Below are 4,917 nucleotides of genomic sequence, written 5' to 3' on the forward strand. Positions count from 1 at the left end.
GGAGGGACTGGCCCGAAACAAACGTAGGAGCGGGTTTACCCGCGAAGCGCCGCGCGGGCGGCGCTCGATCTCACAGGCTGAAAATCTCCCGGCAAACACCTCAAAACTCCAACGCCGCCCCCTCGAAAATCCAGCAACGAAGACCCTGCAAATCCAGAACAAACTCTTAATACTCCTGCCCCCCCCCAACCCCAACACCCGCGTTAACCTTCATTTAATCGACCCCAGCCAGCATGGCCCCATTCCCAGATCTGCCAAGGCGAAGACATGCGCGTTCTCCTGCTCTTCCTCACACTCCTACTGGCCGGCCCGTTGCAAGCCAACCCGTTCGATGTGAAACCAGACTTCCTGCCGGTTGACCAAGCCTTCGTGCTCACCCACGACCGCCAGGCCGACGGCCAGATGCGCCTGTACTTCCAGATCAAGCAGGGTTACTACCTGTACCAGAAGCGCCTGAAGTTCGACGGCCTGCCTGCAGAGCAACACCCGCAGCTGCCGCCAGCGCTCAACCACCATGACGAGTTCTTCGGTGACAGCGCGGTGTACCGTGACCAGCTCGAACTGCTGCTGCCGGCCACTGCCCAGGGCCAATTGCGCCTGGGCTGGCAGGGCTGCGCCGATGCCGGCCTGTGCTACCCGCCGCAAACCACCTCGATCGACTTGGGTGGCAGCGTAACGCCCGCCGCCGAGCAAGCCAGCGACCAGGCCCTGGCCAGCGGCCTTCAGCAAGGCCACCTGGCCTGGAGCCTGCTGGCGTTCTTCGGCCTTGGGCTGCTGCTGGCCTTCACCCCCTGCTCGCTGCCGATGCTGCCGATCCTTGCCGGGCTGGTGCTGGGCAATGGCGCCAGTGCCCGGCGCGGCTGGCTGCTGGCCGGGGTCTATGTGCTGAGCATGGCCCTGGTGTACGCCGGGCTCGGGGTGGTTGCTGCCCTGCTGGGTGCCAGCCTGCAGGCCTGGCTGCAGCAACCCTGGCTGCTGGGCAGCCTGGCGGGGCTGTTCGTGCTGCTGGCACTGCCGATGTTCGGCGCCTTCGAACTGCAACTGCCTGCCGCCCTGCGCGACCGCCTGGACCGCGCCGGGCAAGGTACCCGTGGCGGCAACCTGTATGGCGCGGCATTGCTCGGGGCGTTGTCCGGCCTGTTGCTCGGCCCGTGCATGACTGCGCCGTTGGCCGGTGCGCTGCTGTACATCGCGCAAAGCGGTGACGTACTGCAAGGCGCGCTGGTGCTGTTCAGCCTCGGCCTGGGCATGGGCGTGCCGCTGCTGTTGCTGGTAACCCTGGGCAACCGTTACCTGCCGCGCCCGGGTGCGTGGATGAACCGGGTCAAGGGTGTGTTCGGTTTCGTGTTCCTGGCCATGGCACTGTACACCGTGCGCAGCCTGCTGCCTGCTACCTTGCTGCTGGCACTGAGCGGCGCCTGGCTGATCGCCCTGGCCTGGGCCGCCTGGCCAGCCCTGCAGCGCCTGCCGGCGTTGCGTGCAGTGCCGTTGCTCGGCGCCCTGTGGGGCGGCCTGTTGCTGGTCGGTGCGGCAGCAGGCGGCGACGACCTCTGGCAGCCACTACGCCCGTTCGCCGGGGGTGGCAGCACAGCGGCCGCTGGCCAGCATGCCGAGGACAGCTTCGTCACCGTCAGCCGCCCCGAGGACCTGCAACGTGAGCTGGACGCGGCCAAAGCCCGCGGCCAGTGGGTGATGCTCGACTACTATGCCGACTGGTGCGTGTCGTGCAAAGTCATGGAAAAACAGGTGTTCGCCCGCAGCGACGTGCAGACCGGCCTGGCCGGCGTGCACCTGCTGCGCCTGGACGTGACCGCCGACAGCCCAGCCAGCAAAGCCCTGCTACAGCGCTACCAGGTACCCGGCCCGCCCAGCATCATCTGGATCGGCCCGGAAGGCGAAGAACGCCGCGCGCGGCGCATCACCGGTGAGGTGGATGCAGCAGCGTTCCAGCAACACTGGGTCCAGACCAGGAGCCAAGGCTGATGCTGACCGTAACACTCGGGCCACTGACCATGGCCCTCAACCACCTGCTGATGCTCACCGCCCTGGTGATCGCAAGCGTGGTCGGCTGGTGGGTCGCCCGACGTGGCGGCGAGAGCCCGGAATCGGCGCTGTTCAACCTGTTCCTGATCGGCCTGCTGTGTGCCCGCGCCGGCTTCGTACTGGCCTACTGGCCGATGTACCGGGACGACTCGCTGCAAATCATCGACATCCGTGACGGCGGCTTCCTGTTCTGGTCGGGCCTTGCGGGCATTGTGCTCGGAGCCCTGTGGCAGGGCTGGCGCCACCCCGGCCTGCGCCGCCCGCTAGGCTGGGCGCTGTTCAGCGGCGCACTGTTCTGGGGCCTGGCCAGCCTCGGCGGCCACCTGTACAGCAAAGGCACCGAGCTGCCCGACCTGAGCCTGCGCAACGCCAGCGGCCAGGCCGTGGCATTGCACAGCTACCGCGGCACGCCGCTGGTCATCAATATCTGGGCCACCTGGTGTCCACCGTGTCGGCGTGAGATGCCCGTGCTGCAACAGGCACAAAGCGCTTACCCGCACGTGACCTTCCTGTTCGTCAACCAGGGCGAGACCCCGGAAAACGTCAGCACCTTCCTCGCCACCACCGGCCTGAGCCTGACCCACGTGCTATTCGACGGCACCGGCCTGCTGGCCCAGCGTGTCGGCTCCATGGCCCTGCCCACCACCCTGTTCTACGACGCCAACGGGCGGCTGATCGGCAGCCACCTGGGCGAGCTGTCCCGGGCCAGCCTGCGCCACGCTCTGGAACCCTTCGAACGGGCCCTGGCGCCCGCCCCTGCCGCACAAGGAAACTGACATGCGATTGACTGCACTGCTGCCCCTGTCCCTGGCCCTGCTGGCCACCCCTGCCCTGCAGGCCGAAGAACTGCCCAAGGCGGTTCAGCAACTGCAAGCCAAAGGCGCCGTGATCAAGGGCAGCTTCGATGCGCCCAACGGCCTGCGCGGTTATGCCGCCGAGTACCAGAACAACGCCCTGGCCCTGTACCTGACCCCTGACGGCAAGCACGTACTGGTCGGCAGCCTGTTCGACGAACAGGGCAAGGACCTTAGCGCCGAGCCACTGCAGAAGCTTGTATACGCGCCGATGAGCAAGGAAATCTGGGCGAAAATGGAAAAAACCGCGTGGATCGCCGACGGCAAGGCCGACGCGCCGCGCAAGGTATACCTGTTCAGCGACCCGAACTGCCCATACTGCAACATGTTCTGGGAACAGGCGCGGCCGTGGGTGGAGTCGGGCAAGGTGCAGTTGCGCCATATCATGGTCGGCATCATCCGTGAGGACAGCCCGGGCAAGTCGGCGGCACTGCTGGCAGCGAAAGACCCGGCCAAGGCCCTGCAGCAGCATGAAAAGGCCGGCAAGGCCAGCACGTTGAAGGCACTCGAGCAGGTGCCAGAGGCTGTGCAACAGAAGCTGGCGGCGAACATGGCGTTGATGGAAGAGATGGGGTTGCAGGCGACCCCGGCCATTTTCTATCAGGATGAGCAAGGCAACCTGCAAAGCCAGCAAGGGGCACCACGGCCTGAGATGCTTGGGAAGATTCTGGGCAAGCGCTAGTGCATGTGGTGGGGCACAGATAGAGCGCCGCGAAGCAGATGACGCGGGGCATGGCACCGGCTACGCCGGTGTTCGCGGGTGAACCCGCTCCTACGGGGCTCGCGCTAACGGCTGGATTGTGATCGCAAGGCCTGCGCGGTCAAGTGTAGGAGCGGGTTTACCCGCGAAAGGGCCGGACCTGCTGGCCAATTTCCACCAGCCGTTCACCGTTGCCGCCGCCATTGTATTCGCGGGTAAACCCGCTCCTACGCTGATCGGGAGTGGACACACATTGGTGATTGGACGCAGGCCGTTCTTTCGCAAGCAGTAGATCTCCAGGCCCGGCAAATCTACCCCGCGCAGATTTAAATCTGCCACTCAACATACCCAGAAACAATTATTCGGCACGCCCCTTCGCTAAACATCGTCTGCTTGCTTCCCTTATTCAAATCCCACACACACGCACAACAAAGAACACTCGGACGTTCACGACAGAGTATTCGAGCATCAAAAACCGAAATTTCTCACACAATTAGAAGAAAAAATAAACCCCAAAAAACATTATCAGACTTAAGTAAGACCCTTCTGAAGAATTTTCCCACAAAAATAGCTTTAAACCAAACATTCCAATATCACTTCCAGCCACGCCACCCCCACCGAAAGATTGACTTGAAACAGCCGAACGCCTAAACCTCCATACCCGTACATTTCAGACACACCAAAAACCAGGAGGCACTCATGAAAAATCAATATGGCATTAACCTCGTGGCATTGGCTTCGACACTCACTGCAAAATCAAATAACACGCAACCATGACACCAAAATGGTCCACCCATGAACCCAAACCACTTTATCCGCAGCGCAAAAAAAATCACGAGTATCACAAGAGTCTTGACCACTGAGCACTTGAGGGAGCCCACATCGCTTCTCTGGTCAGCGCTGGCCCCTTGCATACTCTTCATCATCACCCAGCCAACGCATGCAGCCTCGACCTATACCGCTTCAGCCGCCTGGTTCTACTCATACATCTCTGCCACCCTCGCGTTCTTTGGATTCAGCTTCTACCTTATCGGCAGAAGGGAAAGTGGCTTCACGCGGTCCTTCATCTACCAACACGGTGCAATCAAGCTATTCCTGACGGCCCATACACTCAGCTATTTATTATTGAGCTCACTTTACGCCACACTATTCTACCTCTTGACCAAACCCTTACGAGGTCACTACTCACTTCCTGAATACCTCTATCTGATGGCATGCTTTTACACCAGCTACCTCATGTTCACCTGTATCGGCCTGGGGATCGCTGCGCTGCCGATAAAATTCAGCACAGCCAGCACACTTTTCTCACTCATGTCATTT

Annotated in this window: 4 protein-coding genes; all 4 read left to right on the plus strand. The window is 62.0% G+C overall.

The window, feature by feature from the left end; all coding sequences use genetic code 11:
- The first annotated feature begins 267 nt into the window (after positions 1-267).
- Complete coding sequence (gene dsbD, locus ACF8EF_RS16420) at positions 268-1,983, plus strand: protein-disulfide reductase DsbD (protein ID WP_392461026.1); 1,716 nt, start codon at positions 268-270, stop codon at positions 1,981-1,983.
- Positions 1,983-2,819, plus strand: a complete 837-nt coding sequence (locus ACF8EF_RS16425) for a prolipoprotein diacylglyceryl transferase family protein (RefSeq protein ID WP_392461027.1) — start codon at positions 1,983-1,985, stop codon at positions 2,817-2,819. Before dsbD ends, ACF8EF_RS16425 begins: the two co-directional genes overlap by 1 nt.
- Before the next feature lies 1 nt (position 2,820).
- Positions 2,821-3,579 carry a thiol:disulfide interchange protein DsbG gene (gene dsbG, locus ACF8EF_RS16430; RefSeq protein WP_176685682.1) on the plus strand — a complete coding sequence of 253 codons (759 nt, stop codon included), beginning with the start codon at positions 2,821-2,823 and terminating at the stop codon, positions 3,577-3,579.
- A gap of 813 nt (positions 3,580-4,392) precedes the next feature.
- The coding region (locus tag ACF8EF_RS16435; protein WP_392529209.1) for a hypothetical protein at positions 4,393-4,917 on the plus strand (525 nt) is incomplete at its 3' end.

The sequence above is a fragment of the Pseudomonas sp. zjy_15 genome, assembly GCF_043101865.1.
Classification (GTDB): Bacteria; Pseudomonadota; Gammaproteobacteria; order Pseudomonadales; family Pseudomonadaceae; genus Aquipseudomonas; species Aquipseudomonas putida_Y.

Bases quoted from the DNA above. Each gene is read 5' to 3' on its own strand.
- dsbD (WP_392461026.1), top strand. From the start codon at position 268: ATGCGCGTTCTCCTGCTCTTCCTCACACTCCTACTGGCCGGCCCGTTG.
- ACF8EF_RS16425 (WP_392461027.1), top strand. From the start codon at position 1,983: ATGCTGACCGTAACACTCGGGCCACTGACCATGGCCCTCAACCACCTG.
- dsbG (WP_176685682.1), top strand. From the start codon at position 2,821: ATGCGATTGACTGCACTGCTGCCCCTGTCCCTGGCCCTGCTGGCCACC.